Below are 371 nucleotides of genomic sequence, written 5' to 3' on the forward strand. Positions count from 1 at the left end.
TTGGCATGGGCTGCCGGCGATATGCACGCACGCGGCTTCCTGTTGGGTGGTACTGCCGGCCGTACAACGCTGAACGGTGAAGGTCTGCAACACGAAGACGGCCACAGCCATATTCAAGCAGATTTGATTCCAAACTGCGTTTCTTACGACCCGACATTCCAATACGAAGTAGCTGTTATCGTTCAAGACGGTCTGCGCCGTATGTATGCCAATAATGAAGACGTGTTCTACTACATCACCTTGATGAACGAGAACTACGCTCACCCGGATATGCCTGAAGGCGCAGAAGAAAACATCCTGAAAGGTATGTACCTGCTGAAAGCCGGCGGCAAAGGCGACAAGAAAGTTCAATTGATGGGTTCCGGTACCAT

Annotated in this window: 1 pseudogene; it reads left to right on the plus strand. The window is 51.2% G+C overall.

From position 1 onward, the window contains the following. Nucleotides 1-371: pseudogene (gene aceE / locus ACTHUT_RS22330) on the plus strand (pyruvate dehydrogenase (acetyl-transferring), homodimeric type); the annotation flags it as partial.

The sequence above is a fragment of the Neisseria sp. P0022.S010 genome, assembly GCF_051956635.1.